Origin of the sequence: Mycobacterium sp. (assembly GCF_019247615.1) — a bacterium.
GTDB lineage: Bacteria > Actinomycetota > Actinomycetes > Mycobacteriales > Mycobacteriaceae > Mycobacterium.
In genome coordinates this window covers 1-14,013 of record NZ_JAFBAT010000037.1, presented here as the reverse complement: position 1 = coordinate 14,013, position 14,013 = coordinate 1, and the positions used below count along the sequence as shown (strand labels likewise).

Sequence of the window (14,013 nt, the reverse complement as noted above, 5' to 3'; positions counted from 1 at the left end):
TCATAGATCGAGAAGTTGGAGTTGAGGCCGTCGATGAGCGTCGCCTGATTGCGCAGGATGCGCACGCAGGTCGAGTGAAACGTCGAAACCCACATCGCGCGCGCACGGTTGCCCACCAGCCGGACCACTCGGTCGCGCATCTCGGCGGCGGCCTTGTTGGTGAAGGTGATGGCCAGGACCTGACCGACTCCGACACCCCGCGCCGCAATCAGATAGGCGATGCGCCGTGTCAACACCGCCGTCTTACCCGAACCCGCGCCCGCCACGATCAGCAGAGGCGAACCCTGGTGCACCACCGCCTGGCGTTGTGGTGGGTTAAGGCCTTCGAGCAGTTGCTCCGCTTCGGGGGCGGGCTTGGCTTCGCTCACGTGCACAGTCATGTCGGTCCAAATTTACCGCCGCCGACCGACTGCTTCGCCGGCCAGGGCGACCCGCGCGTCGCCGGGTCGCGGAAACCGAGTACGAGTCCGATTGCTGGGCAGCAGAATAAAATGATCGAAGCAGAATAATGAATTAGTCGACGGAAGAATGATAATAACGGTTTCCCGCATTTCTTTGCGCGCACGCGACCCGCAGTGGCACACTCGCTTTATGCTCGACAAGCAGCGTCGTCGGCAGCTCTCGGCCCACCAGTCCGAGTGCCGATTTTTCTACCGGCACCCGCCGGCGGTGCCCGTGGTTTAGCTGCTTCCGCAGAGCCCCGTGGTCCGCTTCCGGCTTCGGGGCTCGTCTCTTTTGTGAGGCCGATACCGGATGGACCGCCACCCCACATCTGGAGAAAGCGGTGTTAGAGAGATGAACGTAGACATGGTCGATACCCCCGCCAGCATCGAAGAGTTGCGTGCAGAGATCGATCGGTTGGACGCCGAGATCCTCGCGGCGGTGAAGCGGCGCGCCGAGGTGTCCCAGGCCATCGGCAAGGTGCGCATGGCAAACGGCGGCACCCGGCTGGTACACAGCCGCGAGATGAAGGTCATCGAGCGCTACAGCGAGCTCGGGCCGGAGGGCAAGGATCTGGCGATGCTGCTCTTGCGGCTGGGCAGGGGCCGGCTCGGCCATTGAGGCTTGCGGTCCTCGCCAGAACTTGGGCACAGACCTGATCCGTCGCGTCGGGCCGCATTAGGGTCGAACTCATGACCTCTGCGACCTCCGCACAATCGATACCCGACATCACGGCCAGCCCGGCATGGGAAGCCCTGCGCAGGCATCACGAACAGATCGGTGAAACGCACCTGCGCCAGTTTTTCGATGAGGATCCCGATCGCGGCCGCGAACTCACTGTCACGGTCGGCGATCTTTACATCGACTACAGCAAACACCGCATTACCCGAGAAACACTGCGGTTGCTCATCGATCTGGCGCGGGCAGCTAACCTGGAAGAGCGCCGCAATCAGATGTTCTCCGGCGCGCACATCAACACCTCCGAAGACCGCGCGGTATTGCACACCGCGCTGCGGCTGCCCCGCGACACCGAGCTGATCGTCGACGGCCAGAACGTCGTCGACGAGGTGCACGCCGTGCTGAAGGCGATGGGCGACTTCACCGACCGGTTACGCAGTGGTGAATGGACGGGGGCCACCGGGAAAAGGATCAGCACAGTCGTCAACATCGGGATCGGCGGGTCGGACCTGGGCCCGGTGATGGTCTACCAGGCACTGCGCCACTATGCCGATGCGGGGATTTCGGCGCGCTTCGTCTCCAATGTCGATCCGGCCGACCTGATCGCCAAGCTCGCCGGCTTAGACCCCGCCACAACACTTTTCATCGTCGCATCGAAGACCTTCTCGACGCTGGAGACGTTGACCAACGCTACGGCCGCGCGCCGCTGGCTGACCGACGCGCTGGGCGATGCGGCCGTATCCAAGCATTTCGTGGCTGTTTCCACCAACAAGCGCCTGGTCGACGACTTCGGTATCAACACCGACAACATGTTCGGGTTCTGGGATTGGGTCGGTGGGCGGTATTCGGTCGATTCGGCGATCGGGCTGTCGGTGATGGCCGCCATCGGCCGCGAAGCCTTCGCCGACTTCCTCTCCGGATTCCATCTCGTCGACGAACATTTCAAGACCGCTCCGCTGGAGTCCAACGCCCCGGTGCTGCTCGGCTTGATCGGGCTGTGGTACTCCAACTTCTTGGGCGCGCAATCGCGCGCCGTACTGCCGTATTCCAATGATTTGTCCCGTTTTGCCGCCTACCTTCAGCAGCTGACCATGGAATCGAACGGCAAGTCGACCCGCGCCGATGGCACACCCGTGACCACCGACACCGGCGAAATCTTCTGGGGCGAACCGGGTACCAACGGTCAGCACGCCTTCTACCAGTTACTGCATCAGGGCACCCGATTGGTGCCGGCCGATTTCATCGGGTTCAGCCAACCCATCGACGACCTTGCCACCGTCGAAGGCACCGGCAGCATGCACGACCTGTTGATGAGCAACTTCTTCGCCCAGACTCAAGTGCTCGCCTTCGGCAAGACCGCTGAAGAGATCGCCGCCGAAGGCACACCCGCAAACATCGTGCCGCACAAGGTAATGCCCGGGAACCGGCCGACCACCTCGATACTGGCCAACAGGCTCACCCCGTCGGTCGTCGGCCAACTGATCGCGCTCTACGAGCACCAGGTCTTCACCGAGGGCGTGATCTGGGGCATCGACTCGTTCGACCAATGGGGCGTCGAGCTGGGCAAAACTCAGGCGAAGGCCCTGCTGCCGGTGATCACGGCGGACGCATCGCCCGCGCCGCAGTCGGACAGCTCGACCGACGCGCTGGTCCGTCGTTACCGCGCCGAACGGGGCCGCACCAGCTGAGCCCGCCGTCTCAGTCAGGCGAACGGTTTGGTCAGTGGCGGTGGCAGCACCCGCATCAGCTGCACCAGCGGCACCCAGGGCCACCACGGCACCACGGCCCTGCCGGGTTCCCGTTCGATGGCGTCGACCAGCGCTTTGACGCCGGTTTCGTTGTCCACCATGAACATTGTGCTCGCCGACTTGGCCGTCATCTCCGATTCGATGTAGCCCGGCTCGATCACGGAGACCTTGATCGGACCCTTCGCGTATTCGGCCCGCAGCGACTCGCCCAGTGACCGCATGCCCGCTTTGCTCGCCGCGTAGGCGGCTTTGACGCCGGGCACGCCCTTGACGCCGAGAACCGACGACATCAGGACGAGATGCCCAGAACCGGTCTTGTTGAACATCTCCAGCGCCGTTTCTATCTGCACGAGGGCGGACACCAGATTGGTCTCGATGGTCGCCTTGTTCGCCCAAAGTTTGCCGGAGCCCAGCTTCGCGCCCTTACCGATGCCGGCGTTGACGATGACGCGATCGATGCCACCCAGCTCGTCGGCGAGTTCGGCGAAGACCTTCGGTACCTGCGCGTGGTTGTTGACGTCCAGGGCGGCGACGGCGATGTCGATACCTGAATACTGCTGCGTCAGTTCGGCTTTCAGCTCATCGAGGCGATCGGTGCGACGGGCGCACAGCGCCAGATCGCGGCCCTTGGCGGCGAACGAACGCGCCATACCGGCGCCGAGGCCGGCGCTGGCACCCGTAATGAGGATCTTCCGTCGAGTCACCCGGGCAGCATAGCGACTGCCCGGCAGGCGTCGAGTTGTCGGGCTCGACAGGGCATTTCCGGCACCACGAGTCGACGTTCGAGGGATTATTTGAGCAGCCGCGACATGCGGCGGTCGGCCAGCACCTTGCCGCCGGTCTGGCACGTCGGGCAGTACTGAAAAGACTTGTCCGCGAACGCCACTTCGCGCACAGTATCCCCGCATACCGGGCAGGGAAGCCCGGTGCGCGCATGCACCCGTAGTCCGGAGCGCTTCTCCCCTTTCAGCGTTGCGGCGCCCTGTCCGACGGACCTGCTCACCGCGTCGGTCAACACTAAAACCATCGCATCGTGCAGGGCGGTGAGCTGTTCGCCGGACAGCTTTCCGGCCGTCGCGAACGGCGAGATCTTTGCGACATGCAGGATCTCGTCGCTGTAGGCGTTGCCGATGCCGGCGATCACCTTCTGATCGGTGATGACGGTCTTGATCCGGCCGGTGTTGCCCGCCAACACGGCGGCCAGGTCCTCGGGGCCGAGGTCCAGCGCGTCGGGGCCCAGCGCGGCGATGCCGGGAACCACCCGTGGATCGTCGACGAGCCACACCGCGAGCCGCTTCTGGGTGCCCGCCTCGGTGAGATCGAAGCCGGGCGCCTGACCGGGCGTGCCCAAATGCACCCGCAAGGCTATCGGCCCCTTGCCGGGTCGAAGCGGCGCCGCCGCGAGCTGATCGGACCACCGCAGCCAACCCGCGCGCGACAGATGGGTGATCAAGGACAGTCCTCCGGCCTGCACGCCGAGGTACTTTCCCCAGCGTTGGGCCCCGGTGACCTCCTGGCCGTGCAGTGCGCCGATCGGCGGGTCGAAGGTCTTCAGCACCGACAGCGCGGCGACGTCGACGCGACCGACGGTCAACCCGACGGCGTGACGCCGCAAATGATCGACCAGCGCCTCGATCTCGGGAAGTTCCGGCACTCGTTCAGTCTGCCTTAAGCAAATAGGTATCCATGATCCAGCCGCGCCGCGCGCGGGCTTCGGCCCGCAGCGTCGCTATCCGAGTCCCGACCTCGCCGACGGTGCCCGCCACCAGCAGCTCCTCGGGGGTACCGAGATAGGCGCCCCACCAGATCCGGGTCTCGGGCGGGCACAGTTGAAAGGAACACTCGGCGTCGAGCATCACGACAGCCGAGCCGGCCAGCCCGTGCGCCCGCAGCTGCCTGCCAGTGGTGATCAGAACCGGTTCACCAACCTCGTTGAGGGGGACCCGGTGCCGAGCCGTCAGCGCCTGCACCGCGGTCACACCCGGAACGACGTCCAGAGTGAAGTCGACCTCTTCGGCTATCGCGTCCAGGATGCGCAGCGTGCTGTCGTAGAGCGAGGGGTCGCCCCACGCCAAGAACGCACCGACGCCATCGGCACCAAGCTCGGCGGAAATGGCCGTCGCCCAAAGCCGTGCGCGTGCCGCGTGCCACTTTGAAACCGACTCACGGTACTCGGCTTGCTGGGTTTCGGGGGTCGACCGTTTGGGATCCGGCAACTCAACGAAGCGATACCCGGGCTCGCGGATGAACCGCTCGCAGATCTGCCGACGCAGGGCAACCAGGTCGCCCGCGGCCTCCCCCTTGTCCATCGCGAAGAACACCTGCGTGTCGTTGAGCGCGCGGATCGCCTGGACGGTCAGGTAGTCGGGATCCCCGGCGCCGATGCCGATCACGTTGATATGCCGGCTCACTCCGCCAGTCAACCGAATCGCAACCAGAAAGGCCTAGTGGGGACCCCAAGTACCCGATACCATGGGTACCGATCGCGATCTTTCCCGATGAAGGGACGTCAAATGACCACGGCGGTGAAGCCCGATGGGCCGAGTCGCGAAGAGTTCTCGGACCGTTTGCTGAAGGGCTCGGTCAAGAAGTCCTACGAGCCGGTCGTCGACATCGACTGGGATGCCCCGCTCGATCCGGACAAGTTCTACCTGCCGCCCCGGCTGGTGTCGCTGTACAACACCCCGATGTGGGACGAGATGACCCGCGACCAGCAGATCGAGCTGTCCCGCCAGGAACTGGTCAACACGCTGTCGGCCGGGATCTGGTTCGAGAACATGCTCAACCAGTCGTTGTTGCGCACCATCCTGCATGAGGATCCGACCAGCCGGTCGACGCATTACAAGCTGACCGAGCTCGGCGACGAGACCCGGCACATGGTCATGTTCGGCAAGGCCATCGAGCGGATCGGCGCCAAGCCCGTGCGCCCGCGGCTCTTTCATCGGATGATCATCAACGCGCTGCCGATGGCTTTCCAACGGGGTTCGATGTTGTGGGTGGCCGCCCTCATCGGCGAGGAGATCTTCGACTCGCTGCAACGGCAGATGATGGACGACCCGGAATTGCAACCAATCATCCAGCGGCTCATGCGGATTCACGTCACGGAGGAGGCTCGCCACATCCAGTTCGCGCGCGACGGTGCGCGCAAGCGGGTCGCCGAGATGCCCCGGTTGAACCGGTGGTTCATGGCCAATATCAACGGTCTCGGTGGATACTTTTTCAATTACTTGTTCAGCAATCCGATCCCGTATGCGCGCACGGGCCTGGACGCCAAGCGAGCCCGCAAGATCGCCCTCACCAGCCCCCACCGCCGCGAGATGCAGGTTGCCGGATTCGCACCCCTGGCAGCGTTTTTGGCCGAGGTGGGGCTGATGGGCCCGATCGCACGCCGCGGCTGGAAGCGCAGCAGGTTTCTGTGACCCGGGCGCGCGGCCCCGCCGAGCCCTGCCACCACGTGGTGATCATCGGCGCCGGGCCCGGCGGATTAGCCGCAGGGGCAGCATTGAAGGCAAGCGGCGTCACCGACGTGCTGATGCTCGATGACGCCAGCGACGTGCTCGGTTCCCGGTTCGACGACCACACCGACACCTGGCTGCTGACGACGACTGGTGACGGACGGCTTCGGGCGCGCGTCGTCGTCGCCGCCCACCGGCCGGTGGGGGTGCCCTGGCTGCCGGACATCGCCGGACGCGACGAGTTCGGCGGCGAATCGTTTCACGCCGCACGGTGGCGAACGCAATTTGATCCGGCCGGTAAGCGCGTCGCAGTCGTCGGCGCCGACGCCACGGCGGGTCATCACCTCCCCCGGCTACTTCGTTCAGCGGCCTCGGTCACAGTGTTCGCGCACCCGCCGCGCCGGATCGTGCCCGACTTGCCGTTGCCGGCCACCCGCGCCAAACGCTGGCTGCGCCAACGTATCCGACCGGCCGCCACGGGTGGGCCGGCCCTCGCGCTGGTGGGCTCGGCGATCACCGCGATCACCCCGGCGGGCATCCGAACCTCAGACGGCTCGAACTATCGGGACCATGAAGTCGACGCCGTCATCTACGGCACCGGTTTCGCTGCTTCGGATCCCATTGCCGACACGATGCTGCTGGGGTCCGGCGGATTGACCGTCGGGCAGGCGTGGCACGACGGCATGGAGCCGTATTTCGGCGTCGCCCTGCGCGGATTCCCCAACTACTTCTTCATCAGCGGGCCCGACGTCGGCGCGCAGGCTCGCTATGTTGCCGAGTGCGTGGGTTATATGGAGCGCTGTGCCGGCACGCGAATCGAAGTGCGGCACAGTACACAACAGGTGTTCAATGAGCGGGTCTACCTGCAGCCCGCGCGGCCCCATCGGATGCCCTCGGCGTTCGACGTGTCACCCGTTGCCGGCGGCCATGACGGGACCTATGACGGCGCCGCGACGCTGACCATAGCCGGAGCCGAACACCCGGTGCGCGTTCGGCTCGCCGGTCACCTGGACCCGATCGACGGCCGTTATCACTGGCAAGGCACCGTGTTTGACGACTCTTCGCATCCCCTTCCGGATGAGGCGCTCAAGCAACCCCGAGACGCGGTCCTGACGGTGGGCCCGTGCAGCGCACCCGCGCGGATCATCGAAAAAACTCCCTGGGGTACCCACACAGTCGCGGGCGTGGGCGCTCCCCCGTACGCGCCGCGCTGAAACCGAACGGGTCCAGGGGCGCGCAGCCGGCCACGAATCGTCATTCGTGCTGCTTGCCGCATGTAGTCGGGTTTGTGAAGTATCGCTTATCTGGTAATGCCGTTAAGCTGATTCGTCACGGGGGATGACCACGCAGGGGTAACGGAGAACGGCATGTTCGACGTGGCAGGGGGCGGCCCTTCCGAAGGGTGGAGGGGTACAACGCGGCGTCATCACCGGCGATATCGGCAAAGGTCCCGCGAGAGTTAGACGCGTTGTGCGGCGCCGAGGGTGCCGATTCTCGAGCAGTCAGCCGGGCGGGGATGCGAGGAGCGGAGATGGCAACGGACCACACGGCCGAGTTGCGCAACCCGAACGCAATGACGGCGCCCAGGCTCTGTATGCGACCCGCGCGGCCACACAGGGTTACTCAATGCAGCGCGGTCAGCGAGGATGGAACCTCGACGGGTAACGGGTGCCTGCGGTGAGCGCGGTAGCTCAATCGCCGAGCTCGCTGGCCGTTTCGACCCGCACGGATCAGTCGGTGGTCAACATGACGGTCGAGGGAGTGCTTGACACCGGCAACACCGCGGCCCTGCGTGACGTCCTCGTGCAGGCGACCCACGACGAAAGCTCGGCGGTGATCGTCGATGTGACCGCGCTGCGGGTGGCCGCGGACTCGCTGTGGTCGACCCTCATCGGCGCGCGTTGGGAGGCTGGTACCAACGCGGAGGTCCCGATTGTCCTGGTCTGCGCCGATCGTGCGACCCGCGATGCAATCACCCGCAAGAATGTCGCCCGGTTTATGCCCGTCTACTCGACCGAGAAGGGAGCGATGAAGGCGCTCGGTCGGCTGAGACGTCGCGCCGTTGAACGTGCCGATGCCGAGCTCCCCGCCAACCTGACCAGCCTTCGGGAGTCGCGGCGACTGGTCCGCGAGTGGCTGACCGCATGGTCGCAGTCGACGCTCATCCCGGTCGCGTTGGTGATCGTCAACGTGTTCGTCGAGAACGTCTTGGAGCACACCGGCAGCGTCCCGGTGATGCGGGCTGAAACCGATGGTGCGACGGCGGTCATCGCGGTTTCCGACCAGAGCAGCACCCCAGCCCAGCGGTTGCCGTCACCGGACACGGGCGTCGACGTCTCCGGCTTGGCGATCGTCGAGGCACTGTCACGAGCGTGGGGCAGCGTTCCGACCTCGTCGGGCAAGACCGTTTGGGCGGTCATCGGCCCCGAGAACCAGCTCTGACACCTCGACCCCCGGCGCGGGCCAAATTAGAACACGTTCTAATCTCGTGGGGTGCCCCGTTGACGGAAGGTGGATGGCATGCGGTTTACCTACGCGGAGGCGATGACCGACTTCAGGTTCTACATCCCGCTGGCCAAGGCGGCTGAGGCCGCCGGCTACAACGCCATGACGATACCGGACAGCATCGCCTATCCGTTCGAATCGGACTCCAAATATCCCTACACGCCGGACGGCAACCGTGAGTTCCTCGACGGCAAAGAGTTCATCGAAACCTTTGTTCTGACAGCCGCATTGGGCGCGGTGACGTCGACGCTGCGGTTCAACTTCTTCGTTCTGAAACTGCCCATCCGGCCGCCGGCCCTGGTGGCCAAGCAAATCGGGTCATTGGCCGCGATGACCGACAACCGAGTGGGATTCGGCGTGGGCACCAGTCCCTGGCCCGAGGACTACGAGCTGCTCGGGGTCCCATTTGCCAAGCGCGGCAAGCGAATGGACGAATGCATCGAGATCATCCAAGGCCTCACCACCGGGGAGTATTTCGAATTCCACGGCGAGTTCTACGACGTTCCCAAGACCAAGATGCTCCCGGCGCCCACCAAGCCGATCCCGATCCTGATCGGCGGCCACGCCGACGCGGCGCTGCGGCGTGCCGCCCGGCTGGACGGGTGGATGCACGGCGGCGGGGACCCGGAGGAACTCGACCGGCTCATCGCGAAGCTCAAGCGGTTCCGGGAAGAAGAAGGTAAGAGCGGCCCGTTCGAGATTCACGTCATCTCGGTCGATGGTTTCACCGTGGACGGCGTCAAGCGGCTGGAGGACAAGGGCGTCACCGACGTGATCGTCGGTTTCCGCATCCCCTATGTCATGGGCAAAGACACCGAGCCGCTGGAAACCAAGATCCGCAACTTGGAGATGTTCGCCGAGAACGTGATCGCGAAGGTTTAGCGGAGGGCCGCCGCCATAACCTACGGCATTACAAGGGATCCCACTTCGGGGCGCGCTTCTCCCGATGCGCCTTGGCCGCCTCCGCCGGGTTATTGGTGAAACCGCTCAGAATTTGGGTGCGGTTCTCGAGCTCGATGGCATGCCGCAGGCTGGGGGCGTCCAGCGCCGCGTTGAGCCCGATCTTGGTCTGCCACACGCCATATGCGTTGTTGTCGACGAGCGAGCGGGCCAGTGCCAGCGCGGTCGGAATCAGGTCATCCGGGGCCACCACCGTGTGCACGAGGTGGATCCGATGGGCCTCCGGCGCGTCGATGATGCGGCCGGTCAGCATGAGTTCGCGCGCTACCCCGGCGCCGACGATTTTCGGCAGCAGGTAACTGGTGCCCATGTCCATCGACGAGAACCCGGCCTTGATGAACACCGATCCGAACCGGGCGTTTTCGGACGCGACCCGGATGTCACTGACGAGTGCGAACGCCAGTCCACCCCCCACGGCGACACCGTTCACGGCGGCGATCACCGGGATGGGCAGCTCGTAGATGCGGGTGAACAGGTCGGCCAGGCGAACCTGGGCGTCGTAGTTGACCTTGAACACCGGACTGGTCGCCCTGGGCTGGGTCCAGGGCTGGCCGGCGCCGCTCAGATCGGCGCCGGCGCAGAAGCCCCGCCCGGCACCGGTCAGGATCCCCACCCGATAGTCGCCCCTGCCGAGCGCATCCAGGGCGTGGTCGACCCCGTCGATCAGCGATCCGTCGATCGCGTTCAGGCGCTCCGGCCGGTTCAGGGTGATGCAGGCAATGTTGTCCTCGAGCGCTTCGAATTCCACTGCGGGCATAGGTGAACCGTAAGCGACTCAGCGGATGTTCAGGGGCCTGGCCTAGCATGCAACCATGACACGAAGCGAAGGTGATACCTGGGACCTGGCCAACAGCGTGGGCGCCACCGCCACCATGGTCGCCGCGGCGCGCGCGGCCGCCACCCGACTTCCGCAGCCGGTCATCACCGACGAGTACGCCGAGCCGCTAGTCCGCGCCGTCGGCCTGGACGTGTTCACCAAGCTGGCCAGCGGCGAGCTCGACTCCGACGACCTCGAGAAGGACGTCCCATTCCCCCGCATGGTCGACACGTTCGCCGCCCGCGCCCGGTTTTACGACGACTACTTCGCCGCGGCCGGCAAGGAGGGCGTGCGCCAGGTCGTCATCGTGGCGTCGGGGCTGGACTCGCGGCCGTACCGGCTTGCGTGGCCGGCGGGGACCACCGTGTACGAGATCGATCAGCCCGAGGTGATCGCGTTCAAGACCGCGACGCTGTCGGAGATCGGCGCGGCCCCGAGGGCCGAGCTGCGCACGATCGGCATCGACCTCCGCGAGGACTGGCCGGCGGCGCTGCAGGAGGCCGGCTTCAACCCCGCCCGGCCCACGGCGTGGCTCGCCGAAGGTGTGCTCATCGGCTGGCTGCCGCCGGAGGCCGAGGTTCGCCTGCTCGACTCCATCACCCCGCTGTCCGCCGAGGGCAGCCGCTTCGCCGCCGACTATGGGTCGCTCAACGACGCTTCGCAGCAGTCAAAGGAGCAGGCGTCGCGCACGACCGAGGGCTGGCGACGCCACGGGCTCGACATGGACATCTCCGCCCTGACCTACCCCGGCAAGCACACCGACGTCGCCGCACACCTGGGCGCCGACGGTTGGAACACCATCACGTTCTCTCTCGGCGATCTATTCACCGCGGCCGGCCTGCCGGAACTTCTCGAGTCCGAGCACGGCCCGGCCGCCACGATCAGTTTCGTGCGGGCGATCAGGGCCTGACGGCAGCTCTCACGCGGACCGCTTGGCCAGCCACTCGGCCTGCGCTACCAACAGGGCCAGCACCTCCAATTGCGGTGTCGCTGGGTCTAACTCGCGGTACCGCTGGTAGACATTGACCACTACCCGCTCGGCGTCCAGCCACGTCGCATACTCGCCGAGGTCGATGGTGTCCGCGGCCTCCGCCCAGGACAGTCCCTTATAGTGGGCAATCTCGGCCTGCCGGGCGACATGCGCGAGATAACCACGGACGGTGCGGATTCCGTCCGGGTCGGTCACCGGGCCGTGGCCCGGCACGACAATCGATGCGTCCAGGGCGATCATCACGTCGCACGCCGCGATCCAGTTGGCGATCGGGCCGGCCCACACGATCGGGGTGCAGCCGATGAACAGCAGGTCGCCCCCGAACAAGACGCCCGCGTCGGGCACGTGCACCACGGAATCGGCGGCGGTATGAGCGGGGCCCAGGTTCAGTAGATCGACCCGACGCCCGCCGACCTCGAGCGTCAGCTCCCACTCGAACGTCTGATCGGCGTTGCGCACCGTGATGCCGCTGAAGTCGAAGTGCCCGAAGCGATCTCGCGCGTACGGGGTTGCCACCGGGCCGAGATTGGCGGTCTGCACCATGGCCAGCATCTCGGGAGCCATCCCATGCGCGATCTCGTCGGCGGTGCCCCGGGCGGCGAGGATGCGCACCGACGGGTCGAGCAGCTGGTTGCCGTGGGTGTGATCGCCGTTGGAGTGGGTGATCAGCGCGTCGGTGATGGGCGCGCGCTCGGTGATGGATGCCATCGCGGTGAGCATTTCGCGGGTCAGCGCCAGGTCGAACAGGGTATCGACCAGCAGCGACGCGCCGTCACCGGCGACCAGCCCGGCGTTGCTCCACCCGTAGCCCCCGTCCGGGAGCGTCCACGCCCACACCCGGTCGGCGACCTCGTGCAGGCCGCGGGTGTAGGGCACCTTCGCCGGTGCCCGGTTGACCCGGACGGGGCCCGGCGCGGCGTCCGGGTTGCGTCGGGCGGCCAACGGGTGCGGCGGGCCGCTGGCGCGCACGGTTTGCCGGGTCTCCCCCAACCCCTCTACCCGCAGCGTGACGACGTCACCTTCGTGCAGCCAGCCCGGAAACGATTCCGGCGCAGCGGGATTGAGGTGCTCGACCAGCGTGCAGGTGGGCACGGTCCCGGAGCCGATGACGTCGCCGGGGGTGAGCGGCACGCCGCGCGACACGTAGGAGATGACTTCGCCGAAGGTCCAGTCCATTTGGGCGGTCGACCCCGAACCGATCACGGTGTCGTTGACCAACGCGGTCACCTGCAGGTCGAGCCTGCCAGGATGTGAGGGGTCCAGGTGCGGCTCGAGCTCGTCGGGCGTCACCAGGTACGGGCCCAGCGTGACCCCGCTATCCTTGCCCTTGCCCTGCCCGATCGCGAGCTGGCCTTCCCGCTGCTGCAGGTCGCGAGCGGACCAGTCGTTGAAGATGGTGTAGCCGATGATGGCGCGTTCGGCTTGCTCCACCGTCAGGTCCTTGCCGCTGACGCCGATGACGGCGGCGATCTCCAATTCGAAGTCCTGCCAGGCGCTTCCGGGCGCCGTCGGGGCATCCTCGTAGGGACCCAAAACGGTTGCGGGGCAGGCGAAGTAGAACGCGGGGATGCGGTACCAGGTGTCGGCGAGCACCCGGCCGCCGCCCATCGCGGCCTGGCAGTTGCGCATGTGATCCAGGAAGCACAGGGAGTCCCGGATCGACGGCGGGCGCGGGATCGGCGCCAGCAACGTCACCTCGTCGATCCGCACCCGCTGCGACGGGGAACGCAACGCGTCCTCGCCCGCCCGGCGCAGCCCATCGGCGCCGCGGCCGATCAGCTCGAGCAGCGTCACGCCCGGCGGCATCGCGTGGATGGTGTCACCGGAGAGCACCCCGGCGCGTTCGCCATCGTCAGCCCGAAAGGTCAACCACTTCACTCGCGCACCACCTCACTCGGTTCCTTGTCCGGCCGCAGCCCACGCCAACTCGATTGCCGCAACCGATCATCCGGGGTCCACTCGCTGTAGCGCACCTCGCCGATCAGGACCGGCTCGACATACGTCACACCCCGCGCCTCGGCCCTGGGCAGCGGCGGGTCGAACGGGCACCGGTCGGTGCGCAGCGGCGCCAACGTCTTCTTCAGGTTCGCCAGGTCGCGTTCGGTGAATCCGGTGCCGACCTTCCCCGCGAAACGCAGCCCGCCGGGAGTGGGGATGCCCATCAGCAGCGAGCCGATGCCGCTGGTGCGCCCGCCCTCCCCGGCCTTCCAGCCGCCGATAACGACCTCCTGGGTGTTCCAGTTCTTGTCCTTGATCCACGACGCCGAGCGCCGGCCCGGCTGATAAGTGGAGTCACGTTTCTTCCCGACCACGCCCTCCCAGCCGTGCTTGCGCGAGTGCTCGAGCGCCTGCGCACCGTCGCCCGGCAACAGGTCGGGGACGATCAGATTGCCGGCCCCGCCAAGGATTTCGAGCAGC

General features: G+C 66.2%; 13 protein-coding genes and 2 pseudogenes. 7 read left to right on the top strand and 8 right to left on the bottom strand.

Going from position 1 to position 14,013, the window contains the following annotated elements:
- The coding region (locus tag JO059_RS02495; protein ID WP_293314518.1) for a UvrD-helicase domain-containing protein at positions 1-380 on the bottom strand (380 nt) is incomplete at its 3' end.
- A gap of 415 nt (positions 381-795) precedes the next feature.
- On the opposite strand from JO059_RS02495, the gene JO059_RS02490 reads away from it, so the two are divergent.
- Positions 796-1,062: a chorismate mutase gene (locus JO059_RS02490; RefSeq protein ID WP_293314517.1), complete on the top strand. Its 267-nt coding sequence runs from the start codon at positions 796-798 to the stop codon at positions 1,060-1,062.
- Between the two features lie 71 nt (positions 1,063-1,133).
- On the top strand, positions 1,134-2,807 hold the full coding sequence (gene pgi / locus JO059_RS02485) for a glucose-6-phosphate isomerase (RefSeq protein WP_293314515.1): 1,674 nt from the start codon (positions 1,134-1,136) through the stop codon (positions 2,805-2,807).
- A 14-nt stretch (positions 2,808-2,821) separates the two neighbouring features.
- Here the strand turns inward: pgi and JO059_RS02480 are convergent, their stop codons facing one another.
- From JO059_RS02480 to cobF, 4 genes and pseudogenes are all read right to left on the bottom strand, one after another.
- Positions 2,822-3,571 carry an SDR family oxidoreductase gene (locus tag JO059_RS02480; RefSeq protein WP_293314513.1) on the bottom strand — a complete coding sequence of 250 codons (750 nt, stop codon included), beginning with the start codon at positions 3,569-3,571 and terminating at the stop codon, positions 2,822-2,824.
- An 86-nt stretch (positions 3,572-3,657) separates the two neighbouring features.
- Positions 3,658-4,128 carry a zinc finger domain-containing protein gene (locus tag JO059_RS02475; protein WP_293314521.1) on the bottom strand — a complete coding sequence of 157 codons (471 nt, stop codon included), beginning with the start codon at positions 4,126-4,128 and terminating at the stop codon, positions 3,658-3,660.
- A 150-nt stretch (positions 4,129-4,278) separates the two neighbouring features.
- Positions 4,279-4,521 (bottom strand): annotated as a pseudogene (locus JO059_RS02470) (DNA-formamidopyrimidine glycosylase family protein); the annotation flags it as partial.
- A 4-nt stretch (positions 4,522-4,525) separates the two neighbouring features.
- Positions 4,526-5,278: a precorrin-6A synthase (deacetylating) gene (gene cobF / locus JO059_RS02465; protein WP_293314511.1), complete on the bottom strand. Its 753-nt coding sequence runs from the start codon at positions 5,276-5,278 to the stop codon at positions 4,526-4,528.
- A gap of 102 nt (positions 5,279-5,380) precedes the next feature.
- Here cobF and JO059_RS02460 point away from each other — a divergent pair, with 102 nt between their 5' ends.
- From JO059_RS02460 to JO059_RS02445, 4 genes are all read left to right on the top strand, one after another.
- Positions 5,381-6,286 (top strand): diiron oxygenase, encoded by a 906-nt coding sequence (locus JO059_RS02460; protein ID WP_293314509.1) that lies wholly within the window; start codon positions 5,381-5,383, stop codon positions 6,284-6,286.
- Positions 6,283-7,536 carry a DUF4873 domain-containing protein gene (locus JO059_RS02455; protein ID WP_293314507.1) on the top strand — a complete coding sequence of 418 codons (1,254 nt, stop codon included), beginning with the start codon at positions 6,283-6,285 and terminating at the stop codon, positions 7,534-7,536. Before JO059_RS02460 ends, JO059_RS02455 begins: the two co-directional genes overlap by 4 nt.
- A 454-nt stretch (positions 7,537-7,990) precedes the next feature.
- A complete protein-coding gene (locus JO059_RS02450; protein ID WP_293314506.1) occupies positions 7,991-8,764 on the top strand; it encodes an STAS domain-containing protein in 774 nt (257 codons plus the stop codon).
- 78 nt (positions 8,765-8,842) lie between these two features.
- Positions 8,843-9,709: an LLM class flavin-dependent oxidoreductase gene (locus JO059_RS02445; RefSeq protein ID WP_293314504.1), complete on the top strand. Its 867-nt coding sequence runs from the start codon at positions 8,843-8,845 to the stop codon at positions 9,707-9,709.
- Between the two features lie 28 nt (positions 9,710-9,737).
- On the opposite strand, the gene JO059_RS02440 is transcribed toward JO059_RS02445, so the two are convergent.
- A complete protein-coding gene (locus JO059_RS02440; protein WP_293314519.1) occupies positions 9,738-10,535 on the bottom strand; it encodes an enoyl-CoA hydratase/isomerase family protein in 798 nt (265 codons plus the stop codon).
- 64 nt (positions 10,536-10,599) lie between these two features.
- Between JO059_RS02440 and JO059_RS02435 the strand changes: the two genes are divergently transcribed.
- On the top strand, positions 10,600-11,514 hold the full coding sequence (locus tag JO059_RS02435; protein ID WP_293314502.1) for an SAM-dependent methyltransferase: 915 nt from the start codon (positions 10,600-10,602) through the stop codon (positions 11,512-11,514).
- 9 nt (positions 11,515-11,523) lie between these two features.
- Here the strand turns inward: JO059_RS02435 and JO059_RS02430 are convergent, their stop codons facing one another.
- Both JO059_RS02430 and JO059_RS02425 read right to left on the bottom strand, forming a co-directional pair.
- Positions 11,524-13,473 (bottom strand): fumarylacetoacetate hydrolase family protein, encoded by a 1,950-nt coding sequence (locus tag JO059_RS02430; protein ID WP_293314500.1) that lies wholly within the window; start codon positions 13,471-13,473, stop codon positions 11,524-11,526.
- A pseudogene (locus tag JO059_RS02425) lies at positions 13,470-14,013 on the bottom strand (ATP-dependent DNA ligase); the annotation flags it as partial. The pseudogene JO059_RS02425 and the gene JO059_RS02430, both read right to left, overlap by 4 nt.

Excerpts from the sequence above, each read along its gene's own strand:
- JO059_RS02490 (WP_293314517.1), top strand. The coding sequence starts at position 796 with ATGAACGTAGACATGGTCGATACCCCCGCCAGCATCGAAGAGTTGCGT.
- JO059_RS02460 (WP_293314509.1), top strand. The coding sequence starts at position 5,381 with ATGACCACGGCGGTGAAGCCCGATGGGCCGAGTCGCGAAGAGTTCTCG.
- pgi (WP_293314515.1), top strand. The coding sequence starts at position 1,134 with ATGACCTCTGCGACCTCCGCACAATCGATACCCGACATCACGGCCAGC.
- JO059_RS02435 (WP_293314502.1), top strand. The coding sequence starts at position 10,600 with ATGACACGAAGCGAAGGTGATACCTGGGACCTGGCCAACAGCGTGGGC.
- JO059_RS02445 (WP_293314504.1), top strand. The coding sequence starts at position 8,843 with ATGCGGTTTACCTACGCGGAGGCGATGACCGACTTCAGGTTCTACATC.